The 21,409-nt window shown below is 70.2% G+C and carries 22 protein-coding genes; 11 read left to right on the top strand and 11 right to left on the bottom strand.

The genetic code is table 11. The features are described 5' to 3' along the window. Window positions 1-115 precede the first annotated feature (115 nt). From sigK to AB0P29_RS13765, 4 genes are all read left to right on the top strand, one after another. Window positions 116-703: an ECF RNA polymerase sigma factor SigK gene (gene sigK / locus AB0P29_RS13780; RefSeq protein ID WP_363380605.1), complete on the top strand. Its 588-nt coding sequence runs from the start codon at window positions 116-118 to the stop codon at window positions 701-703. Further along, complete coding sequence (locus tag AB0P29_RS13775) at window positions 700-1,503, top strand: anti-sigma factor (protein ID WP_363380602.1); 804 nt, start codon at window positions 700-702, stop codon at window positions 1,501-1,503. The genes sigK and AB0P29_RS13775 overlap by 4 nt, the downstream gene beginning before the upstream one ends. Before the next feature lie 43 nt (window positions 1,504-1,546). Further along, complete coding sequence (locus tag AB0P29_RS13770; protein ID WP_363380599.1) at window positions 1,547-2,185, top strand: DNA-directed RNA polymerase subunit beta; 639 nt, start codon at window positions 1,547-1,549, stop codon at window positions 2,183-2,185. Window positions 2,186-2,509: 324 nt separating this feature from the next. Continuing rightward, window positions 2,510-3,394, top strand: coding sequence for an aminodeoxychorismate lyase (locus AB0P29_RS13765; RefSeq protein ID WP_253034256.1), 885 nt, complete (start codon window positions 2,510-2,512; stop codon window positions 3,392-3,394). A 108-nt stretch (window positions 3,395-3,502) separates the two neighbouring features. On the opposite strand, the gene AB0P29_RS13760 is transcribed toward AB0P29_RS13765, so the two are convergent. The 8 genes from AB0P29_RS13760 to AB0P29_RS13725 all read right to left on the bottom strand — a co-directional run bounded on the left by AB0P29_RS13760 (window position 3,503) and on the right by AB0P29_RS13725 (window position 12,965). Next, complete coding sequence (locus AB0P29_RS13760; protein WP_363380595.1) at window positions 3,503-4,312, bottom strand: DUF559 domain-containing protein; 810 nt, start codon at window positions 4,310-4,312, stop codon at window positions 3,503-3,505. Window positions 4,313-4,912: 600 nt separating this feature from the next. Then, the gene (pstB, locus tag AB0P29_RS13755; RefSeq protein ID WP_064003118.1) at window positions 4,913-5,692 is read right to left on the bottom strand and encodes a phosphate ABC transporter ATP-binding protein PstB; all 780 of its coding nucleotides are present in this window, start codon (window positions 5,690-5,692) and stop codon (window positions 4,913-4,915) included. A 30-nt stretch (window positions 5,693-5,722) separates the two neighbouring features. Beyond that, window positions 5,723-6,817, bottom strand: a complete 1,095-nt coding sequence (pstA, locus tag AB0P29_RS13750) for a phosphate ABC transporter permease PstA (RefSeq protein WP_253034258.1) — start codon at window positions 6,815-6,817, stop codon at window positions 5,723-5,725. Beyond that, window positions 6,817-7,779, bottom strand: a complete 963-nt coding sequence (gene pstC, locus AB0P29_RS13745; RefSeq protein ID WP_363380591.1) for a phosphate ABC transporter permease subunit PstC — start codon at window positions 7,777-7,779, stop codon at window positions 6,817-6,819. The genes pstA and pstC overlap by 1 nt, the downstream gene beginning before the upstream one ends. A 77-nt stretch (window positions 7,780-7,856) precedes the next feature. After that, window positions 7,857-8,972: a phosphate ABC transporter substrate-binding protein PstS gene (locus AB0P29_RS13740; protein WP_363380588.1), complete on the bottom strand. Its 1,116-nt coding sequence runs from the start codon at window positions 8,970-8,972 to the stop codon at window positions 7,857-7,859. A gap of 136 nt (window positions 8,973-9,108) precedes the next feature. Then, complete coding sequence (locus AB0P29_RS13735; protein WP_253034261.1) at window positions 9,109-10,047, bottom strand: NUDIX domain-containing protein; 939 nt, start codon at window positions 10,045-10,047, stop codon at window positions 9,109-9,111. Continuing rightward, window positions 10,044-12,212 (bottom strand): RNA degradosome polyphosphate kinase, encoded by a 2,169-nt coding sequence (locus AB0P29_RS13730; RefSeq protein WP_253034262.1) that lies wholly within the window; start codon window positions 12,210-12,212, stop codon window positions 10,044-10,046. The genes AB0P29_RS13735 and AB0P29_RS13730 overlap by 4 nt, the downstream gene beginning before the upstream one ends. 66 nt (window positions 12,213-12,278) lie before the next feature. After that, window positions 12,279-12,965: a response regulator transcription factor gene (locus tag AB0P29_RS13725; RefSeq protein WP_253034263.1), complete on the bottom strand. Its 687-nt coding sequence runs from the start codon at window positions 12,963-12,965 to the stop codon at window positions 12,279-12,281. Between the two features lie 117 nt (window positions 12,966-13,082). Between AB0P29_RS13725 and AB0P29_RS13720 the strand changes: the two genes are divergently transcribed. From AB0P29_RS13720 to AB0P29_RS13705, 4 genes are all read left to right on the top strand, one after another. After that, window positions 13,083-13,373 carry a hypothetical protein gene (locus AB0P29_RS13720; protein WP_064003125.1) on the top strand — a complete coding sequence of 97 codons (291 nt, stop codon included), beginning with the start codon at window positions 13,083-13,085 and terminating at the stop codon, window positions 13,371-13,373. 171 nt (window positions 13,374-13,544) lie between these two features. Beyond that, window positions 13,545-14,150, top strand: coding sequence for an FABP family protein (locus AB0P29_RS13715; protein WP_064003126.1), 606 nt, complete (start codon window positions 13,545-13,547; stop codon window positions 14,148-14,150). Next, on the top strand, window positions 14,147-15,226 hold the full coding sequence (locus AB0P29_RS13710) for a glycine cleavage T C-terminal barrel domain-containing protein (protein ID WP_363380583.1): 1,080 nt from the start codon (window positions 14,147-14,149) through the stop codon (window positions 15,224-15,226). Before AB0P29_RS13715 ends, AB0P29_RS13710 begins: the two co-directional genes overlap by 4 nt. A 32-nt stretch (window positions 15,227-15,258) precedes the next feature. After that, on the top strand, window positions 15,259-16,323 hold the full coding sequence (locus tag AB0P29_RS13705; protein ID WP_363380580.1) for an FUSC family protein: 1,065 nt from the start codon (window positions 15,259-15,261) through the stop codon (window positions 16,321-16,323). Between the two features lie 10 nt (window positions 16,324-16,333). On the opposite strand, the gene AB0P29_RS13700 is transcribed toward AB0P29_RS13705, so the two are convergent. After that, window positions 16,334-17,158, bottom strand: coding sequence for a class I SAM-dependent methyltransferase (locus tag AB0P29_RS13700; RefSeq protein WP_359921115.1), 825 nt, complete (start codon window positions 17,156-17,158; stop codon window positions 16,334-16,336). Window positions 17,159-17,199: 41 nt separating this feature from the next. Between AB0P29_RS13700 and AB0P29_RS13695 the strand changes: the two genes are divergently transcribed. After that, the gene (locus AB0P29_RS13695) at window positions 17,200-17,949 is read left to right on the top strand and encodes a phosphoglyceromutase (RefSeq protein WP_217531424.1); all 750 of its coding nucleotides are present in this window, start codon (window positions 17,200-17,202) and stop codon (window positions 17,947-17,949) included. Between the two features lie 67 nt (window positions 17,950-18,016). Here the strand turns inward: AB0P29_RS13695 and phoU are convergent, their stop codons facing one another. Then, window positions 18,017-18,688, bottom strand: coding sequence for a phosphate signaling complex protein PhoU (gene phoU, locus AB0P29_RS13690; RefSeq protein ID WP_064003130.1), 672 nt, complete (start codon window positions 18,686-18,688; stop codon window positions 18,017-18,019). Window positions 18,689-18,864: 176 nt separating this feature from the next. Between phoU and AB0P29_RS13685 the strand changes: the two genes are divergently transcribed. Both AB0P29_RS13685 and AB0P29_RS13680 read left to right on the top strand, forming a co-directional pair. Next, window positions 18,865-20,052, top strand: a complete 1,188-nt coding sequence (locus AB0P29_RS13685) for an ATP-binding protein (protein ID WP_311285545.1) — start codon at window positions 18,865-18,867, stop codon at window positions 20,050-20,052. Beyond that, a complete protein-coding gene (locus AB0P29_RS13680; protein WP_363380574.1) occupies window positions 20,049-20,732 on the top strand; it encodes a response regulator transcription factor in 684 nt (227 codons plus the stop codon). The genes AB0P29_RS13685 and AB0P29_RS13680 overlap by 4 nt, the downstream gene beginning before the upstream one ends. A 58-nt stretch (window positions 20,733-20,790) precedes the next feature. On the opposite strand, the gene AB0P29_RS13675 is transcribed toward AB0P29_RS13680, so the two are convergent. Beyond that, on the bottom strand, window positions 20,791-21,276 hold the full coding sequence (locus AB0P29_RS13675) for a DNA modification methylase (protein ID WP_311285546.1): 486 nt from the start codon (window positions 21,274-21,276) through the stop codon (window positions 20,791-20,793). Window positions 21,277-21,409 lie beyond the last annotated feature (133 nt).

The following is a 21,409-nucleotide window of genomic DNA, read 5'->3' as shown; positions in this document are numbered from 1 at the left end:
TATCCGATCCGGGCGGATGCCGACGGTCACAAAACGCTCTCGATCCCACGTGTGGCCGGGGTTTCAAGCCCCGGCATCCGAGTTCCTCGTCTCCGGGGTGGCATGCTGAGAGGCGATGGTTATCGACGGTGTTGAAGTTCCCGACGACGGGCAGGCGACAGATCACGCCGGCGACCTCCTCGTCCGCATCGCCGACGGCGACCAGGCGGCCTTCGCAGAGCTCTACGACATGCTCTCCTCACGGGTGTTCGGACTGATCCGACGCGTCCTCGTCGACCCGTCGCAGAGCGAAGAGGTGCTGCAAGAGGTCTTCCTCGAGGTCTGGCAATCCGCTTCCTCGTTCGCTCCGAACAAAGGGCAAGGAAGAACCTGGATCCTGACGATGGCCCATCGTCGGGCCGTCGACCGGGTGCGCTCGTCACAATCGAGCGTGGACCGGGATATGCGTGTCGGAGCCCGGGACGCGTACACACAAGAAGAAGGCATCGCCGAACAGGTCGAGATGAAGATCGAAGGACGTCGCGTCGTCCGCGCACTCCGGTCTCTGCCCGACCCGCAACGTGAGGCCCTGACCCTCGCGTACTTCGGGGGATACAGCCAAAGTGAGATTGCGACGCTCCTCGGAGCACCGCTGGGAACGATCAAGACACGGATGCGCGACGGACTGAACCGCCTACGACAGGAGATGGGGGTGACACTGTGAACGAGAAGGATTTCGCCGAACTTTCCGCAGGGCACGCGCTCGACGCGCTGTCGCCGGAGGACGAGCGCGCCTACCAGGACGCACTGGCCGCCCACCCCGAGTGGCAGGACCAGGTCGACGCCGACGCACAGGTCGCCGGATTCCTCGCCGAAGGCGCGGGCGAAGAAGCCCCTCCCGCCGATCTGCGGGCCCGGTTGCTCGAGCAGATCAGTGGGATGCCGCAGGCCCCGGCGCGTGCTGCTGCCGCTGAGCCTGTCGCCGCGGAGCCTGCGGCCGAGTCCGCTCCGGCGGACGAGCCCGTCGTCGCCGGACCGCCGACCGAAGCGATCCAGGCCGTGCAGCGGCGCAACTGGACCCGCGGACTCTTCGCGCTCGTCGCATCCGCCGCACTCCTCGTCGGCATCGGCTGGGGCGTCGGATCCCTCGTCGAACAGGCCCGCACGCCCCTCGAGGTGCAGGCCCTGGAGCAGATCGAGGCCGCGCCCGACGCGCAGACCGTCACTGGTCAGTTCACCGACGGCGGCGAGGCCGTGCTGCACTGGTCGGACGAGCTCGACAAGGTCGTGCTGACGACGGATGACGCACCCGAGATCCCCTCGGACCGCTCCTTCGAGCTGTGGTTCATCCGCGGCGATCAGCCCATCTCGGCCGGCGTGTTCGACCCGTCCGACGAGGTCACGGCGCTGCTGTCGGGCGAGTTCCAGCCCGGCGACATCGTCGCGGTCACGGTCGAGCAGAAGGGCGGATCGCCCGACGGCTCGCCCACGACCGACCCGATCATCACGATTCCCACGGCCTGAGCCTCTCGGGTCTCGTCCCCGCCCTGCGCGGTAGCCTGGAGCGATGTCTGACGCGTCCCGCGACTTCCACAAGCCGGTCCGCCGTTCCCCCGATTCGTTCGATCGCAACTTCGCCGCCGACGATCCCGCCGAAGCCAGCCGCGTGGCGCATGCCACGGCATCCGCTCTGCTCTCGCGGGTGCGCGAGGCGCCGCACGACGAGGTCATCGACCGGCTCGTGACCTTCACGGACGCGCACGGCATCGCGACCATCGCCGAGCTGTGGGCGCAGTCGCCCGCCCGGTCGCTGCCGGGCGCGCTGTGGCGGCTGTACCTGCTGCAGCTGATGATCCACGACGACCCGGCGACGTCCGCGCTGCTCTACGAGCGGGGACGCACGCGGCTCGCGTCGGCGGACGTCGTCATCGCGGGGGCGCCGGCTCCGGCGAGCCCCGACGAGCTCGTCTCGCTCATCGACCTCATCATGCGCGGGGTGTTCGCAGGCGACTTCGCTCTCGCCCTCGAGCGGGCGGCGGCGTTCTCGCGCGTCGTCTCGGCCGGCGCGACCGACCTCGCCGACGACTACGACGCGAGCGAACCCGGCCGGGCGTCGCAGTTCACGATCCGCGCGCTGCGCCTCGACACCTACGCCGGCGACCTCACGGCGGCCGCGTCCCTGTGGCGCCGCGACGGCCTCACCTGAGTCGGGGGCCGCGTTCGCGGGCAGGAAAGTGCCGGGCCGCAGAACGCCTCTCGGCGCGTGGCCGCTCGCAGCGGCTGAAGATGGAGCCCGGGGTTACTGCGGCCCGGCTAGAAAAGTGTAACGGAGGGGCTCCGCGGGTATTCCAGCCCGCGGGGGATTTCGTTCGGGCCGGGCGTGTCGCGCCGCGGGCGTCGTGCGCGTTCACGGATGCAACGGATGCCGGGCGACACCCGGCATCCCGTCGCCCTTCAGCGGCGTGTCGCGCACGATCCGTTGCATCCGTCGACACCGCCGACGACGGATGCCGCCGCGTAGGCTCGTCGCATGGCTTGGCGCTTCGCTCTCATGATCGACCCCGCGGCATCCGACGATGCGCGCACCGACTTCGCCGACACGTTCACCGAGGTGGACCCGTCGGCCCCCGCGCTCACCGTGGGCGAGCTGAGCACGCAGCGCGGCGACGGGATCTTCGAGTCGATCGGCGTCGTCGACGGGCACGCGCAGGAGGTCGAGCCGCACCTCGAGCGACTCGCGCACTCCGCTGAGATCTGCGAGCTGCCGGCGCCGAACCAGGGGCAGTGGCGCGAGGCGATCCGGCGGGCGCAGGCCGCGTCGGGGGAGGGCGAGGCGGTCATCAAGCTGATCCTGAGCCGCGGTGTCGAGCACGGACCGACGCCGACCGCGTGGGTCACGGTGGCGCCGGCCGCGGACTTCACGAAGGCGCGCACCGAGGGCATCGCGGTGGCGGTGCTCGACCGCGGGTACAGCATCGATCTGCCCGGGCGGGCGCCGTGGCTGCTGCTGGGCGCGAAGACGCTGTCGTACGCGGTCAACATGGCGGCGATCCGCGAGGCGAAGCGCCGCGGAGCCGACGACGCCGTGTTCGTGAGCTCCGACGGATTCGTGCTCGAAGCGCCGACCGCGTCGCTGATCATCCGCCGCGGCGACGCGTTCGTGACCCCGGCGCCGAACGGCGGCATCCTGCACGGCACGACCCAGCTGAGCCTGTTCGAGCACCTCGCCGCGCAGGGATTCGAGACCGCCTACGAGACGCTGCCCGTCTCGGCCCTACACGAAGCGGATGCCGCCTGGCTCGTCTCCAGCGTGCGCCTCGCCGCTCCGATCACCGCCGTCGACGGTCGCCCGCTGGCCGTGGACGCCGAGCTCACCGCATCCTTCAACCGCTACCTGCTCAGCCCCCGCGACTGACCCCGCGGCGGGTTGCCGTTCACGGATGCAACAGATCTGCCCCGACACGCCGCTGATCCGCCCCGGGACGCCGCGTGTCGCCCCGCATCCATTGCATCCGTGAACGCGTCACGCCCGCGCGAGGGCCGCGAGGATCGCACGCTCGACGAGGTCCCAGTCGTGCAGCACCATCGCGTAGTCGAACCGGAGCGTGACATACCCCCACAAGGCGGCGTTCGCGTCCCGCACGAGGTCCTTGTGCCGCAGCGACGCGCCGTCGTGGTTCTCCCGCCCGTCGACCTCGACGATCACGCGGTCGCCGATCAGGGCGTCCACGACCCCGACGCCTGCGACGCGCACCTGCGTCCGCACGGTCAGCCCGAACCCGCGCAGCCGCCACCGCAGCAGCGACTCGAGACCGCTGTCGGCGTCGTCCCGGCTCAGTCCGAGTGCCTCGCGTCCGGCGGCGTTCAGGTTCTGCGCGAGCCACCGCATGTCGTCGCCGTCGAGCATCCGCTGTCGTCGGGCCGACTCGAGCGCGACGAAGAACGCCTCGACGCCACGGCACAGGAGGATCTGCCGCAGCACCCGGGCGAGCGACGGCTCCCGCCGCGATTCACCGACGCCCGGCGCGTCCCAGTGCTCGACGCAGTCGCAGTCCGCGTCGTGCGACCGGCCGCCCGGCCGCATCCAGACGTGCGGCGAATCGTCCTCGTCGAGCACCCACAGTCCGCGATGCCGCGCCGCGGTCACGCACGCCATCGACCCGCCGTGAAGGGCGATCGCGACGGCGTCGGCGCACGCGTCCGGCGGAACGAAGACGCCGACGCGGACCCGGCGCAGCTCATCCGTCCGCAGCGCACGCTGCACCCGACGCATCGACCACCCCGCGTCGAGCAACTGACGAAGACGGAGGATCGGATGCCGCAGCTCGCACATCCCGCGATCCTCGCCGCCGCCGTCACCCCGCACGGACTCGCACCCCGAACCGAGGGAAAGCCGCCGCATCCCACCCTCTGGGGAGGAAGGCCGTTCGCGGATGCAACAGATCCGCCCCGACACCCCGTGGCAGACCGATTGGATGCCGCGTGTCGCCCGGCATCCCTTGCATCCGCGAACGCCCCGGCACGCGACCACACCCGCGCGCGAGCGCGCCCGCACGCGAGCGCGCCCGCACGCGAGCGCACCCACCGTTCACCGATGCAACAGATCCGCCGCCACACCCCGTGGCAGACCGATTGGATGCCGCGTGTCGCCCGGCATCCATTGCATCCGCGAACGCCCCCGCACGCGACCACACCCGCGCGCGAGCGCGCCCGCACGCGAGCGCACCCGTACGCGACCGCCCCGCCCGTTCACCGATGCAACAGATCCGCCCCGACACGCCGTTCCGGACCCGAGGGATGCCGCGTGTCGCCCGGCATCCATTGCATCCGCGCACGCCAACCCGACCCACGCACGCGACGCACGCGCGCACAAAGAAAACGCGCCGGCACGGAACCCGAATCCGTGCCGGCGCGTGGCCTCAGGGAGAAAGACTCACCCGAAGCGACCCGAGACGTAGTCCTCGGTGGCCTGGACGGACGGCTTGGTGAAGATCGTGCCGGTCTCGTCGTACTCGATGAGCTTGCCGGGCTTGCCGGTGCCGGCGATGTTGAAGAACGCGGTCTTGTCCGAGACGCGCGAGGCCTGCTGCATGTTGTGCGTCACAATCACGATCGTGTACTCGCTCTTGAGCTCCTGGATGAGCTCCTCGATCGCGAACGTCGAGATCGGGTCGAGGGCCGAGCACGGCTCGTCCATCAGCAGCACGTCGGGCGAGACGGCGATCGCGCGCGCGATGCAGAGGCGCTGCTGCTGACCACCCGACAGACCCGATCCGGGCTTCTCGAGGCGGTCCTTGACCTCGTTCCAGAGGTTCGCGCCGCGCAGCGACTTCTCGACGAGCGCGTCGGCGTCGGACTTCGAGATGCGCGAGTTGTTGAGCTTCACACCGGCCAGCACGTTGTCGCGGATCGACATCGTGGGGAACGGGTTCGGGCGCTGGAAGACCATGCCGATCTGCCGGCGCACCAGCACCGGGTCGACACCAGGGCCGTAGAGGTCCTCGCCGTCGAGCAGGACTTCGCCCTCGACGCGCGCGCCGGGGATGACCTCGTGCATGCGGTTGAGCGTGCGCAGGAAGGTGGACTTGCCGCATCCGGACGGGCCGATGAAGGCCGTCACGCTGCGGGGCTCGATGTCGAGGGACACGCCCTCCACGGCGAGGAAGTCGCTGTAGTAGACGTTGAGGTCGTTGACTTCGATGCTCTTGGACACTTCGGGGTGCTTTCTGTCGGATGCCGCGAGTCAGCGGCCGAACTTGGGGGCGAACTTCTTCGCGACGAAGCGTGCGATGAGGTTCAGCGCCATGACGATGATGATGAGGGTGAGCGCGCCGGCCCAGGCCCGCTCGAGGGCGGCGGGGATGTTCGTGCCGGGGTTCTGGAACTGGTCGTAGACGAACACCGGCAGCGTCATCATCGGGTTGTCGAACGCGTTCACGTTGAGCGACTGGGTGAAGCCGGCCGTCAGCAGCAGCGGCGCGGTCTCGCCGATGACGCGGGAGATCGACAGCATGATGCCCGTCGTGATGCCCGCGACGGATGTCGGGAGCACGACCTTGACGATCGTCAGCCACTTCGGCACACCGAGCGCGTAGCTCGCCTCGCGCAGCTCGTTCGGCACGAGCCGCAGCATCTCCTCGCTCGACCGCACGACGACGGGGATCATCAGCACGCTGAGCGCGAGCGAACCCATGAAGCCGGTGTTGAGACCCGGTCCGTAGATGAGCGCGCAGACGGCGACGATGAACAGACCCGCCACGATCGAGGGGATGCCGGTCATGACGTCGACGAAGAACGTGATCGCCTTTGCGAGACGGCCGCGTCCGTACTCGACGAGATAGATCGACGTCATGAGGCCGATCGGCACGGAGATGAGCGTCGCCCACCCGGTGACGATGAGCGTGCCGTAGATGGCGTGGATCGCTCCACCGCCCTCGCCGACGATGTTCCGCATCGAGTACGAGAAGAACATCGGGTCGAATCGTGCGATGCCGTTGACGACGACCGTGAACAGCAGCGAGATCAGCGGCAGCAGCGCGATCGTGAAGGCGATCGACACCAGCACGGTCGCCAGTCGGTCGGCGGCGCGGCGCCGGGTCTCGACGACGTTCGAGAGGATGACGAGGACGATCGCGAACAGCACCACCCCGACGAAGACCGCCGCGGCGATGTTGAAGTCCGCGACGTCACCGCCGCCGTTCATGATGGCGAACACGATGCTCGAGAGGGCGAGGGCACCGGCCAGCAGCACCCACGGCATCCACTTCGGCAGCTGACCCGCGGTGAGCGAGTTGCCGACGGGCGTCCGGGCCGCGGAGCGGGTGAGGGTCGTCGTCATCAGTTCGCTCCAGAGAACTCGGCGCGACGGTTCACGATCCACCGCGCGAGCGCGTTGACGGCGAAGGTCACGAGGAAGAGGATGAGGCCGGTCGCGATGAGGACGTTGACGCCGTCCCCGTACGCCTCACCGAAGTTGAGGGCGATGTTCGCCGGGATCGGCGTCGGGTTGTTCGAGTTGAGCACCTGGAAGGTGACCGCACCCGTGGCCGAGAGCACCATCGTGACGGCCATCGTCTCGCCGAGGGCGCGACCCAGCCCGAGCATCGCACCCGAGACCATGCCGCCCCGGGCGAAGGGGAACACGGCCATGCGGATCATCTCCCAGCGCGTCGCGCCGAGTGCCAGCGCCGCCTCTTCGTGGAGGACGGGCGTCTGCAGGAAGACCTCGCGCGTGATCGCAGTCATGATCGGCAGGATCATCACCGCGAGGACGAGGGATGCCGTGAGGATCGTGCGCCCGGTGGGGGAGACGGCACCGGCGAAGAAGGGGATCCAGCCGAGGTTTTCGTTCAGCCACACGTAGAAGGGCTGCAGGATCTGCGAGAAGACGAGGGCGCCCCACAGGCCGTAGACGACCGAGGGGATCGCGGCGAGCAGGTCGATGATGTAGCCGAGGGCGGAGGCGAGCCGGCGCGGGGCGTAGTGCGAGATGAAGAGCGCGATGCCGATGGCGAGCGGACTCGCCACGACCAGGGCGATGATCGACGCCCAGAGTGTGCCGAAGACGAAGGGCCAGACGTACTGCCAGAACGGCTCGCCGTTCAGGAACTGCGTCTCGTCGGGGTTCGCGGTGAACGCGGGGACGCTCTCGACGATGAGGAACAGCGTCACCGCGGCGAGCACGATGAGGATGATGATGCCCGCGCCGAGCGCGGTGCTGGAGAAGACGAGGTCGCCGCGGCGACGCATCGGTCGTCTCGTGGGCGCCTGGTTGGTGGCCAGGTCGGAGGTGGGGGGCATCGCAGTCCTCGGGTCGGAAGCGGGCGGACGTGGGGCTGCGGGTGACCCTCCGTGGAGGGCCACCCGCAGCAGGGGTGTTACTGCTTGGCGCCGATCAGGTCGATGGCGGCCTGGGCCTCCTCGGCGACCTCGGTCGACAGCGGCGCGGAGCCGGCGGCCTCGTTGGCGACCTTCTGGCCCTCTTCGCTGACGATGTACGAGAAGTACGCCTTCACGATGGCGGCGGTGTCGGCATCCTCGTACTGCTGGCAGCCGATGAGGTAGCTCACGAGGGCGATCGGGTACGAGCCGGCGGGAGCCTTGGCGGGGTCGACGTCGTAGACGAGGTCACCGTCGGCACGGCCCTCCTCGAGCGGCGACGACGCGACGAGCTCCGCGGCGGCCTCGGAGGAGAACGGCACGAACTCGTCGCCGACCTTGACGGCGGCCGAGCCCAGGTCACCGACGCGCGAGGCGTCGATGTAGCCGATGGTGCCGTTGCCGGCCTTGACGGCGGCCTCGACGCCGGAGGTCTGCTGGGCAGCCTCGGAGCGCGTGGTCTTGACGGGCCAGGCGTCGTCGTCCTCGTACGGCCACGCGTCGGGCGCGACGGAGGCGAGGTAGGCGGTGAAGGTGCCGGTCGTGCCCGACTCGTCGCCGCGGAAGACCGGCGTGATCGCCAGGTCGGGCAGCTCGACGCCCTCGTTGATCTCCGCGATCTTCGGGTCGTTCCACTTCTCGATCTTCTCGTTGAAGATCTCGCCGATGACCTCGGGCGTGAGGTTCAGCTCGGTGATGCCCTCGAGGTTGAAGACGACGGCCACGGGCGAGATGTAGGCGGGGACCTCGACGATGTCGGGCGTCGCGCAGGCGTCGAACTTCCCGGCGGCGATCTCGTCGGCCTTGTAGGCGCGGTCCGAGCCGATGAAGTTGCTGGAGCCGGCGATGAAGTTGTCGCGGCCGGTGCCCGAGCCGGTCGGCTGGTAGTTGACCGTGACGTCCGGGTTGGCGATCTGGAAGGCCGCGGTCCACGCCTGCTGGGCGGCGCCCTGCGAGGAGGCGCCGGTTGCCTTGACGGTGCCCGACAGCGAGCTGCCGCCGTCGGAGGGCTGGCCGCTGCCAGCAGGGGTGCCCTCGTTGGCGGCGCAGGCCGACAGGGAGAGGACGGCGACGGCGGCGACAGCGCCCACGCGGGCGATGCGGTTGAGCTTCACGTGTGAATTCCTTTGGTGATCGGGACACCCCGGTGCGGGGCTGGCTCGACGCTAAGAGTCGCCGGTGACCAGGTTCCGCTCCGCAAGTGAACGACAGGTGAACGGGTCGGGTCCGAACGCCTCTCGCTCAGCCGATTCACACCTTCGGGGGATGCGTCTCGATCGCCACGATGCCCGAGCCGGGGTTTGTCGCCGACAGGTGCGCGACGGAGAACCCGCCGACCTCGAGGTCGGCGGCGCTCTCGATGTACGAGCCCTTCAGGCTTCCGGTCGCCAGCGCCAGCTCGCTCATGATCGTGGGGATCACCGGTCGGTGCGAGCACAGCACAGCGGCCTTCCGCGACCTCACGCGTTTGCCGACGACGGCGCGCACATCCGCGCGCCCTTCCTCCCAGGCATCCTGCGAGATCAGCTCGGTCCGACGGATGTCGCGGCCCAGCGCCTTCGCGAGCGGTGCCACGGTGTCGACGCAGCGGACCGCGTCGCTCGAGACGACCCGACGGATGCCGAACGCCCGCAACGGCCCGACGGCCGCCTTCGCCTGGCGCTTGCCGCGGTCGGTGAGGGGGCGGGCGGCATCCTTCCCCTTCCAGTCCTCGCGGGGAGTCGCCTTGCCGTGGCGCAGCACGACGACGGGGAAGGTCGCGAGCACGCCGTCGTCGACGAGGCGTAGGAAGTTCTCGAGGATCTCGACGTCCACCGGATAGCTCAGCCGTTCGAGCGCCTTCTTCGGCGTGAGCCATTCGATCGCGGCGATCTCGCGGTTCGGCACGAAGGACGACCCGCGGATCGCCTCCTCGGTCGCCTCGGTGCTCCAGTAGTGGACGATCTTCGTCCGCTTGCTCGGCAGGCGGTACTTCGAGATCCCGACGGGCACCCCGAGGTGGACACGGATGCCGGTCTCCTCGAAGATCTCGCGCACGGCCGTCTCGGCGAGGGTCTCACCGGGATCGACCTTGCCCTTGGGCAGGGTGATGTCGCGGTACTTCGTGCGGTGGATCGCCAGGACGAGCAGCTTGCCGTCCACCATCCGCCAGACGACGCCGCCCGCGGCGTAGACCGCGGTCTCCGTCATCGCACCGCCCGCGCACGCCGCCGGCGGAGCACCTGCGACATCGTCTTCTCCTGCAGATCGACGAGCGGGTTGCCCTCGGCATCCAGATGGTGCCGCGTCCACTCGCCCTCGGCGCCGAGGTGCCACGAGCTCGTGGTGTCGGACATCGCCAGCTCGAACAGCGAGATCAACTCGTTCACGTGCGCGGGCTCGGTCACCCGCACGAGCGCCTCGACGCGGCGGTCGAGGTTGCGGTGCATCATGTCGGCACTGCCGATGAAGACCTGCGGGTCGCCGTTGTTGTGGAACGTGAAGATGCGGGAGTGCTCGAGGTAGCGCCCCAGGATCGAGCGCACCGTGATGTTGTCGCTGACCCCCGGCAGGTCCGAGCGCAGCGAGCAGATGCCGCGCACCCAGACGTCGACCTTCACCCCGGCCTGGCTGGCGCGGTAGAGGGCGTCGATGATCTGCTCGTCGACCATCGAGTTGACCTTGATGCGCACGTGGGCGGGCTTGCCGGCCAGCGCGTTGCGGCGCTCGCCGTCGATGTGGCGGAGGAGGCCCTTGCGCAGGTGGAGCGGGGCCACGAGAAGCCTCTTGAACTTCTTCTCGATCGCGTAGCCGCTCAGTTCGTTGAAGAGGCGGGTCAAGTCGCGACCAACCTGCTCGTTCGCGGTGAACAGGCCGTAGTCCTCGTAGATGCGGCTCGTCTTCGGGTTGTAGTTGCCCGTCCCGATGTGGCTGTAGCTGCGGAGGACGCCGTCCTCCTCGCGGATCACGTGAAGGAGCTTGCAGTGGGTCTTCAGGCCCACGAGGCCGTAGACGACGTGCACGCCGGCCTTCTCGAGCTTGCGCGCCCACACGATGTTGGCCGCCTCGTCGAAGCGGGCCTTCACCTCGACGAGCGCGAGGACCTGCTTGCCGTTCTCGGCCGCGTCGATGAGCGCCTCGACGATCGGACTGTCGCCTGAGGTGCGGTACAGCGTCTGCTTGATCGCGAGCACGTGCGGGTCGCGCGCGGCCTGCTGCAGGAACGACACGACGCTCGTCGTGAACGACTCGTACGGGTGGTGGACGAGGACGTCCTCCTTGCGGATCGCCGCGAAGATGTCGGCGCGGCCGTTCTGCTCGGCCGGCTGGAACGGCGTCGAGGTCTTCGGCACGTGCGCCGGGTAGCGCAGATCGGGCCGCTCGATCTGCGACAGGGAGAAGAGTCCCCGCAGGTCGAGGGGGGCGGGCAGGCGGTAGACGTCGTTCTCGGTGATGTCGAGCTCGTCGAGCAGTAGCGAGAGCGTGACCTCGTCCATGTCCTCGGTGATCTCGAGGCGGATCGGCGGACCGAAGCGGCGGCGCAGCAGCTCGGCTTCGAGCGCCTGGATGAGGTTCTCGGTCTCGTCCTCCTCGATCACGACGTCCTCGTTGCGCGTGAGGCGGAACGTGTGGTGCTCGAGGATCTCCATGCCCGGGAACAGGTCGTCGAGGTTCTCGGAGATCAGTTCCTCGATCGGCAGGTACCGCACGGTGGAGCCGTTCTTCGCCACCTCGATGAGGCGGGGGAGCATGGGCGGCACCTTGAGACGGGCGAACTCCTGACGGCCGGTGCGCGCGTTGCGGATGCGCACGGCGAGGTTCAGCGAGAGGCCCGAGATGTAGGGGAACGGGTGGGCGGGGTCCACGGCGAGCGGCATGAGTACCGGGAAGACCTGCGCCGAGAAGTAGTCGTAGAGCGTGCTCCGCTCGGGGTCCGACAGCTCGGCCCAGGAGACGACCTCGATGCCCGCGTCGGCGAGGGCCGGGCGGACCTGCTCGGACCACACCGCCGCGTGACGCTCCTGCAGTGCGTGCGCCGCTGTTGCGAGGTCGGTCAGCACATCGAGGGGAGCGCGGCCGACGTTGGTCGGCACGGCGAGGCCGGTGAGGATGCGGCGCTTGAGGCCGGCGACCCGCACCATGAAGAACTCGTCGAGGTTGCTGGCGAAGATCGCGAGGAAGTTCGCTCGCTCCAGCGTCGGCAGGTTCGGATCCTCCGCGAGCTCCAGCACGCGCTGATTGAATGCGAGCCAGCTGAGCTCGCGGTCGAGGTAGCGGTTGTCGGGCAGCTGCGAGTCGTACGCTTCGACGACGTCGTCGAAGTCGTCGTCGTCCGCGTCGCCCAGTCCGGAGTCGTGAACCTGGGTGTCGATCATCCCCACATCATTGCAGGGGACGGTGACGTGTGCGTGAACATGGCGACGGATGCCGCGGCATCCGACTCAGGCGGAGGCGCCCGGCAGCTGCTCGTCCTCGTAGACGTTGAAGCGGTAGCCGACGTTTCGCACGGTGCCGATGAGTTGCTCGAGGTCCCCGAGCTTCGCGCGCAGCCGGCGCACGTGAACGTCGACCGTGCGGGTGCCGCCGAAGTAGTCGTAACCCCACACCTCGCTCAACAGCTGTTCGCGGGTGAACACCCGCGAGGGGTGCGTCGCGAAGAAGTGAAGCAGCTGGAACTCCTTGTAGGTGAGGTCGAGCGGGCGACCGTGCACCTTCGCCGAGTAGGAGGATTCGTCGATCGTGATGCCGGAGGTCTGGATGCGGGTGGAGACCTGCTCCTTCGACACGCGTCCGATGGCGAGGCGGATGCGGGCATCGACCTCGGCGGGGCCTGCGCCGACGAGGACGACGTCGTCGATGCCCCAGTCGGGGGAGACCGCGGTGAGTCCGCCCTCGGTGACGACCAGCAGAAGCGGCGCGTCGAGACCCGTCGTCGTCAGGATCTTGCAGAGCGACTTCGCGGCGACGAGGTCCTTACGGGCGTCGACGAACACGATGTCCGCATTGGGGGCGTTCACCAGCTGCGCCGCCTCGGCGGGGATCTGGCGGACCCGGTGGCTCAGCAGTTCGAGAGAGGGCAGGACGGAGTCGCCGCCGGCGGCGGAGCTCAGGACGAGCAACTGTGCCAAGGGGGACCCTCCGGTGCGGACTCGGAACCGGTCTCATCTTAGGGGCTCGCCCCGCGGCCGCCGCGACGCGGGCTCGCCGCCGTGCGGGCCCCGCGCCGGTGCGTCACAATAGGGACCATGACCGCGCCCGAGATCCTCCCTCGTCGACGGGCCGCCGGAGTGATCGCGGTCTGGGTGGCCGCCGCTCTCGTCGCCCTCGCCGTCGGCGTGTTCGTTGAGCCCGACTGGCGCGGCGCGTGGCTCCTGGTCGGCCTCGGATTCTGCTTCTTCCTCGCCTTCGCGGTGCAGCTGGCGTCGGGGCGGTCGCAGGGGTTCATCATGCGCATCTCGGCGAGCGTCCTCGGCGCGATGCTGGTGATGGGACTCATCGGCGCCGGCTTCGCGCTCGCCGAACTCTTCGCGAGCTGATCCACCGGCATCCGCCGACCGGGAGCCCGCTCCCGGCCGCTAAAGTGGACGGCATGGATCTCGTCGCACTCGAACTCTTCTTCGTCGGGCTGCTCGGCCTCGCATCGCTCGCGATCGCGTTCGTGTCCGGCGTCGTCGTCTGGAACCTCTACCGCGGTCAGCGCTGACATCGTGATCGATCTGCCGACCGACCTTCCGGCTGATCTGGTCCCGCTCTCCTGGCTCCTCGGCGTGTGGGAGGGCACCGGCGTCCTCGAGTACGACGCGCAGGGTCGCACGATGTCGGGCGAGTTCTCCCACCGCGTGAGCTTCAGCCATGACGGTGGCGACGCCCTGAACTACGCGGCGACCGCCTGGTTCGAGGATGCCGAGGGCCGCCGCCGCGACCTCGTCGCCGAGACCGGGTACTGGCGGCTGTCCCGCCCCGCGACCGAGCAGGATCCCGGGCCCGCGCTGCTGCCGGCCCTCGCACCTCGCGTCGACGCGCGTACCGTGCACGACGTCGAGGCTCTCCGCACGGCGGAGGACGGCTTCGAGATCGAGGTCGCGCTCGTGCACTCCGACGGCATCAGCGAGCTCTACCTCGGCCAGGTGCGCGGTCCGCGCATCGACATCGCCACCGACGCGATCGTCCGCCCCGCGGGCGCCAAGGAGTACGGCGCCGCGACCCGGATGTACGGGCTCGTCGACGGGCACCTGCTGTGGGCGTGGGACATCGCCGCGCTCGGCTCGGACCTGTCGTCCCACGCCTCCGCTCGACTCGCGAGGGTCCAATGACCGCCGACGCCTTCGCGGCCGTGCCCGGTGCTGTCCTCGATGACCGCGGGCTCGCCCACCTCGGCAACCCGGTGAGGGAGCAGCGCGACCTCGCGAGCGGGGCCGCGGTCGCGCCCCTTGCGGACCGCGCCGTCCTCACCGTCTCCGGCGAGGACCGGCTCTCGTGGCTCGACTCCATCACCTCGCAGGCATTGACGACCCTCGCGCCCGGAGTCGGCACCGAGTTGCTCGTCCTCGACCCGCAGGGGCACGTCGAGCACGCGGCATCCGTCGTGGACGACGGGGAGCGCACCTGGCTCATCGTCGACCGCGACCGCGCCGACGCGCTGCTGACCTGGCTGACGCGGATGCGATTCCGCCTGCGCGTCGACCCGCAGGACGCCGCCGACCACGCCGTCGTCGGCGGGACCGCCGCCGCTGTCGACGCCCTGGGCGCCGCCGTCGTGTGGCGCGACCCGTGGCCCCGCGTGAGCCCCGGTGGGTGGGGATACTCCCCGGTCGAACCGCACCCCGGTGCCGAGCGCGACTGGGCCGAGGCGATCGTGCCGCGGGCCACCCTCGACGAGCTCGCCGCCGCCGCCGTCCGCGGCGACGTCCGCCTGGCCGGTCACCTCGCCGTCGACGCGCTGCGCGTCGCCGCCTGGCGTCCCCGCGCCGCCGCGGAGGCCGACGGCCGGACCCTCCCGCACGAGGTCGACTGGCTGCGCACGGCCGTCCACCTCGACAAGGGCTGCTACCGCGGGCAGGAGACCGTCGCCAAGGTGCACAACCTCGGGCACCCGCCGCGTCGCCTCGTCGCGCTGCAGCTCGACGGATCGGATGCCGAGCTGCCCGACCCGGGCGCACCGGTCCGCCTCGACGGCGCCGAGGTCGGAGCGATCACCTCCGTCGCCCGCCACCACGAGGAGGGCCCCATCGCCCTCGCGATCGTGAAACGGTCCGTCCCCGTCGACGCGGCGCTGACCGTGGCCGTCGCGGAGGGCGAGATCGCCGCGGCGCAGGAGGTCGTCGTTCCGCCGGATGCCGGGCGTGCGGCATCCGTCCCGCGTCTGCCGCGTCTGTCGCAGCGCCGCTGACGATGGCGCCCGAACCGACCACCACGGTTCCGGTGCCCACTGCCCGGAGGTATCCGCGCGAGGGTTGGGCGCGACTGCGCGGGTCCGCCGTCGCGATCGTGCAGCTCGTCGTCGCTGCGAGCGCCGCGTTCTCGATCGCGCACTACGGACTGGGGCACCCGGCTCCGCTGATCGCGGCGACCGTCACCATCTCGAGCCTCGGTCTCGTTCGCGACGCCCGACCGTGGCGGGTGCTCGAGACCGTCATCGGCATGGTGCTGGGCGTCTTCGTCGCCGAGCTGGTCGTCTTCGCGGCCGGCAGCGGGTGGTGGCAGCTCGCCCTCACCCTCGGGGTGAGCCTGTCGATCGCGCGGTTCGTCTCGCCGCAGGCGGGCTTCGCGATCGCCGCGGCGATCCAGTCGATCATCGTGGTCGTCGTCCCCTCGCAGACCCCGTTCCTGCGACTGCTCGACGCCCTCATCGGCGGCGCGATGGCGCTGCTCGTCACCGCCCTCATCCCGCGCAGCCCGCTCCGCACCGCCCTCGCCGACGCGACGCGCCTGTTCGCTGCCTTCGAGGGCGCCGCCGGCACCGTCGCGCAGGGCCTGCGTCGTGGCAGCCGCGTACGCGCCGAGCGCGGGCTCGAGAAGGCGCGCGAGCTGCAGGGCCGCGTCGACGACTGGCGGGTCTCGGTCGAGTCGGGCGCGGCGATCGCCCGCATCTCGCCGTTCCTCCGCCGCCAGCGCTTCGAGCTCGATCGTTTCGAGCGGATGCGGCAGGCCATGGACCTCGCGGTGCGCAACCTGCGCGTCGTCGCCCGGCGCGCCGTCTACCTGAGCGACGACGGTCGCGAGCGCGACGTCGCCGCCGATCTGCTCCTCGAGCTCGTGCGCGGCGCGAACCTCGTCGCCTCGTCGCTGACCGACATCTCGCACGAGCCGGCGGCGCGCGAGGTACTCACCGCGGTGGCGGCCCGCCTCGACCCGATCGCCCTCGTCCCCGACGGATCGCTCGGCGACCAGACCCTCATCACGGCGCTGCGGCCGCTCGCGACCGACCTGCTGTGCGCGACGGGCCTGCGCCCCGACGAAGCCCGCGCGCTGCTCCCGCGGGTGTGACGCGCCCCGCTCATCGGGGCGCGACGGCCTCCCACGGCACCGTGAACTCGCCCAGTCGCCACCGGCTCCGCCCGCCGATCGGCCACCCCGCCGCGACGAGCGCGTCGAGGGCGGCGCGCCACCGCTGGACCGGGCCGAACGACGACGCGGCGACCGCCCGCGTCCACTCCCGGTCGAGGGCGTCGAGGACCTCGTGCACCCGCTCGCCCGGGATGTTGCGGTGGATGAGCGCCTTCGGCAGCCGCTCGGCGGCGACGGCGGGGGAGTCGAGCCCTGCGAGCCGCAACGAGATCGTGAGCGTGCGGGGCGCGGCATCCGGTCCGATCTCGATCCAGGTCGAGATCCGGCCGAGCTCATCGCACGTGCCCTCGACGAGCATGCCGTCCGGGCGCAGGCGCGACGCCATCCGTTCCCACGCCGCGGGCACGTCGGCCTCGTCGTACTGACGCAGGACGTTGAACGCGCGGATCACCGCCGGGCGGCGCCCGTCCGGCACCGGCACCTCGAACCCGCCGCGCGCGAACGACACGCGCGCATCCGCGGCGAACACCCCCGCCCCCGCACGGATCAGCGCGAGCTGCGCGCGGGCGCGCTCCACGCGGGCCGGCTCGATCTCCAGCCCCAGCACCTCGACGTCCGGGCGCGCTCGCCGCAGCCGGGCTTCGAGCTCGAACGCGGTCACCCCGCTCGCGCCGTACCCGAGATCCACCACGAGCGGATCGGCGGTCCGGCGCAGCACCGGATGCCGCGCGATCCAGCGGTCGACGCGGCGCAGGCGGTTGGTGTTCGTCGTCCCCCGGGTCACCTGTCCGACGACAGGATCGGAGCGCGTCATGCCCCCATGATCGCACCCGCCGCGCCGGTAGGATTGCGGGCATGACAGCCCCCTACACCTTGATCCTCCTCCGGCACGGCCAGAGCGAGTGGAACAAGTCGAACCAGTTCACCGGGTGGGTGGACGTCCGTCTCACCGATCAGGGCAAGGCCGAGGCCCAGCGCGGCGGCGAGCTGATCAAGGAGTCGGGTCTGCTGCCCGACATCCTGCACACCTCGCTCCTGTCCCGCGCCATCCAGACCGCGAACATCGCCCTCGACGCGGCCGACCGCCTGTGGGTGCCGGTCAAGCGGTCGTGGCGCCTCAACGAGCGCCACTACGGCGCCCTGCAGGGCAAGGACAAGGCGCAGACCCTCGAGGAGTTCGGCGAGGAGCAGTTCATGCTCTGGCGTCGCTCGTTCGACGTCCCGCCGCCGGACATCTCCGACGACGACCCGTACACGCAGGTCGGCGACGTGCGTTACGAGGGCATCGACGGCGAGGTGCCCCGCACCGAGTCGCTGAAGATCGTCATCGACCGCCTGCTGCCCTACTGGGAGAGCGAGATCGTCCCCGACCTGAAGACGGGGAAGACCGTCATGGTGACCGCCCACGGCAACTCGCTGCGCGCGCTCGTGAAGCACCTCGACGGCATCAGCGACGACGACATCGCCGAGCTGAACATCCCCACCGGCATCCCGCTCGTGTACCGCCTCGACGAGAACCTCGTCCCGATCGGCCCGGGCGAGTACCTCGACCCCGACGCCGCCGCTGCCGGCGCCGCCGCGGTCGCCTCGCAGGGCAAGAAGTAACCCGCCTCACACCGGGAACACGAAGAGCGGATGCCTCCCGGCATCCGCTCTTCGTGGTTGCGGCGGCTCAGACTTCGAGGTCGACGCCCTCGGTGTCGGCGGCCCAGGTTCCGGTCGCGAGGTACGACACCTTCTTGGCGACCGACAACGCGTGGTCGCCGAAGCGCTCGTGGTAGCGGGAGGCCAGCGTGGCGTCGACGGTGGCGGATGCCTCGCCCTGCCAGTTGTCGCTCAGGACCTTCTCGAACACCGCGAGGTGCAGTGCGTCGAGCTGGTCGTCGAGCTCGTGCAGGCGGCTCACGAGCGACAGGTCCTCGGTGCGCAGCAGGTCGGCCAGGGTGCGGGCGACCTCGGTGTCGATCTCGCCCATCTTCGTGAACGTGTTCTTCAGGCCCTTCGGGACGGCGCGCTCGGGGAAGCGCATCCGCGTCAGCTGGGCGATGTGCTCGGCGATGTCGCCCATGCGCTCGAGCGAGGCGCTCACGCGCAGCGCCGCGACGACGATGCGCAGGTCGCGCGCGACGGGCTGCTGGCGCGCGAGGATCTCGATGGCGAGCTCGTCGAGCTCGATGGCCTTGTCATCGATGACCTGGTCGTTGTCGATGACGTCCTCGGCGAGGGCGACGTCGCTCGTGGCGAAGGCCCGGGTGGCCTTCTCGATGGCGACGGTGACGAGTTCGGAGATCTCGACGAGACGGGTCTGCACGTCCTCGAGGGACTGGTGGAAAACTTCGCGCATGGAGCACCTTCTCTTCGTGCGGGCGGGTGAGGGGCGCGACTGTCGCGCAGAGACCTCGGCGATCCTCCCGCGCTCAGGTTAACGGTCGGTGCCGACACGGTGAACAGTCGGCGGTGACCGACCTACGGGCCGATTTCCGTCCGATGGCGGGGGTGTGGCCACCCTACGCTGGGGTCATGGATTCGACGCAGCTCGAGCTGCTGGCGCTCGTCGTGGGGCTCCTGGTCGGCGGTGGTGCGGCCGCGCTCGTGTTCTATGCGGCGCGATCGCGGGAGCGCACCCGGCTGGTTACCTCGACCGAGCTCCCCGAGGGCACGGCATCCGTTCTGCAGGCCATGGACGACGCGGCCGTCGTCGTCGATCCGTCGATGCTCGTCCTCGCTGCCTCCGCGACGGCAGAGGTCTTCTCGCTGCGGGTGAACGAGAGCCTCGACGCCGAGCGGCTGCGCGTCCTCGTGCGCGGCGCCCGCCAGACGGGGCTTCCCGCGACCGAGAACATGACGCTCAACCGCGGCGTCGAGCCGCGCGTCGTGGCCGCGCGGGCGAGCGTCATCACCCCGCGTCTCACCCTCATCGTCATCCGCGACATCACCGAGCGCGAGCGCGTCGAGCAGATGCGGCGCGACTTCGTCTCGAACACCTCGCACGAGCTCAAGACCCCCGTCGGCGCCGTCACCCTCCTCGCCGAGGCGATCGAGTCCGCCGCCGACGACCCCGAACAGGTGCGCCACTTCGTCAGGCGTCTGAGCGCCGAGGCGACCCGCCTCGGGCAGCTGACCTCCCGCATCATGAACCTCTCCCGCCTGCAGTCCGCCGACGAGATCTCCGAGATGCGCGACGTCTCGGTGGACGAGGTGGTCCGCGCGGCGATCGAGTCGCTCGCGGTGTCGGCGGAGTCCGCCGAGATCAGCGTCGCCCGCGGGGGCGACCGCGGCCTGTTCGTCCGCGGCGACCGCCAGATCCTCACCGAGGCGGTCAGCAACCTGCTCGCCAACGCCATCGCCTACTCGCCGCCCGGAGCGCAGGTGGGGGTCGGCGTGCGGGAGGCCGACGGCGCGGTCGAGATCGCCGTGGCCGACCATGGCATCGGCATCCCCGAAGAGGACCAGCAGCGCGTCTTCGAGCGCTTCTACCGCGCCGACCAGGCCCGGTCCCGGCGCACCGGTGGCACGGGACTCGGGCTCGCGATCGTCAAGCACGCCGTCCAGCGCCACGGCGGGTCGGTCGACCTCTGGTCGCGCCCCGGGCGCGGGTCGACCTTCACGATCCGCCTGCCCCTCGCCGCCGTCGACACCTCCACCACCCGTAAGCCCAAGAAGAAGAAGATCGGCGCGAAGGCGCCCAGCAGAAGGAAAGCCTCATGACCCGAGTCCTGATCGTCGAAGACGAACCCGACCTCGCAGACCCCCTCGCCTACCTCCTGCGACGGGAGGGGTTCGAGGTCGAGACCGCCGAGGACGGAGGCCTGGCCCTCGACGCGTTCACGTCGCGCGGCGCCGACATCGTCCTGCTCGACCTGATGCTGCCGGGGATGCCGGGCACCGAGGTGTGCCGCGTCATCCGGCAGACCTCCAAGGTGCCGATCATCATGCTGACCGCGAAGGACAGCGAGGTCGACATCGTCGTGGGGCTCGAACTCGGCGCCGACGACTACATCACGAAGCCCTACTCCTCGCGCGAGCTGCTCGCCCGCATGCGTGCCGTGCTGCGCCGTGCGGACAGCGACGAGCTCGACGTCGACGACCGCATCATCCAGGGCGGTCGTGTGACCCTCGACATCGACCGGCACACGGTCGCCGTCGACGGCGACGAGATCTCGATGCCGCTCAAGGAGTTCGAGCTCCTCGAACTGCTCATGCGCAACGCGGGTCGCGTGCTGACGCGCGGGCAGCTCATCGACCGGGTGTGGGGGAGCGACTACTTCGGTGACACGAAGACGCTCGACGTCCACATCAAGCGCATCCGCTCGCGCATCGAGACGAATCCGAGCGACCCCGTCATGCTGCTGACCGTCCGCGGACTCGGCTACCGCTTCGAGGCCTGAGCGCTCCCTCGACGACGAAGGCCCCCACCTCGCGGTGGGGGCCTTCGTGACGGGGGTGTCAGCCGGTGGTCGTCGCCGTCGCGGCGGGCGTCGGGACGAATTCGGTGTAGTAGGGGAGCGTGCCGTCGAGGATCGGGACGGCGACGCGGACGCCCTCGCCCTCGCCCGACTGGAACGAGACCTCGACGTCGGAGCCGGGCTTGCCGGTGTCGTCGAACAGGAGCGGAGCCTGCGTCACGCCGAGGCTGACGGTGCTGTTCGCCGGGACGTCGACGCGCTGCGGCTGGTCGCCGACGGTGACGTTGAGGACCAGGTCCTCATCGGTGCCGTTGACGATGCCGGCGATGAGGTTGCCCAGCGAGCCGTCCTCGTTGGCGATGATCATGGCGTTCCGGACCTTCAGCGGCCCGGACTCGGGGATGTTGACGCCGTCGGACGCCGAGTACTGGATGGTCGTCGCCTGCGGGGCCAGCATGTTGCAGCCCGTGGTTCCCAGAACGACGGCGGCGCCCAGGGCGAGGGACGCGATGAGACGCGATTTCACGGATCCTCCAGATGACACGAACGGCGGCACTCTCATCCTATGGGGTCACGACGGCGAGACTGGGCGGAGGGGGCGGCGAACTCTAGCGTATATCGCCTGTGGTATTCTGGAGGTTGCCGAAAGGACACAACTG

This window comes from Microbacterium sp. NPDC080220 (assembly GCF_040686395.1).
GTDB classification, from domain to species: domain Bacteria; phylum Actinomycetota; class Actinomycetes; order Actinomycetales; family Microbacteriaceae; genus Microbacterium; species Microbacterium gawkjiense.
Note: the sequence above shows the minus strand (reverse complement) of the source record. Positions and strands in the feature narration are given on the sequence as shown.